The sequence below is a fragment of the Shewanella sp. AS16 genome (genome assembly GCF_021412365.1).
Classification (GTDB): domain Bacteria; phylum Pseudomonadota; class Gammaproteobacteria; order Enterobacterales; family Shewanellaceae; genus Shewanella; species Shewanella salipaludis.
On record NZ_JAKCLK010000354.1, the window covers coordinates 1 to 285 of the forward strand.

The 285-nt window shown below is 53.7% G+C and carries 1 protein-coding gene; it reads left to right on the forward strand.

The genetic code is table 11. The annotated features are described in order from the left end of the window. On the forward strand, nt 1-272 hold a 272-nt coding region (locus LZP73_RS20625; RefSeq protein ID WP_326490384.1), incomplete at its 5' end, for a sodium/glutamate symporter. Between the last annotated feature and the right edge of the window lie 13 nt (nt 273-285).

A 285-nucleotide genomic window follows, 5' to 3' on the forward strand; every position in this document is an offset into this window, starting at 1 on the left:
TACAGACCATCTTCATGGCGTTGTATGCCATCTTCGTTACCTGGCGCATGATGGGCAAAAACTACGATGCGGCAGTGCTGGCTGCGGGTCACTGTGGTTTTGGCCTCGGTGCAACGCCAACAGCAATCGCCAACATGCAGGCGATCACTGAACGCTTTGGCCCGTCGCACATGGCGTTCCTGGTCGTGCCGATGGTCGGTGCGTTCTTTATCGATATCGTCAATGCGCTGGTGATTAAGCTGTATTTGATGTTGCCGATTTTTACGGGTTAACCGATGAAGCGGC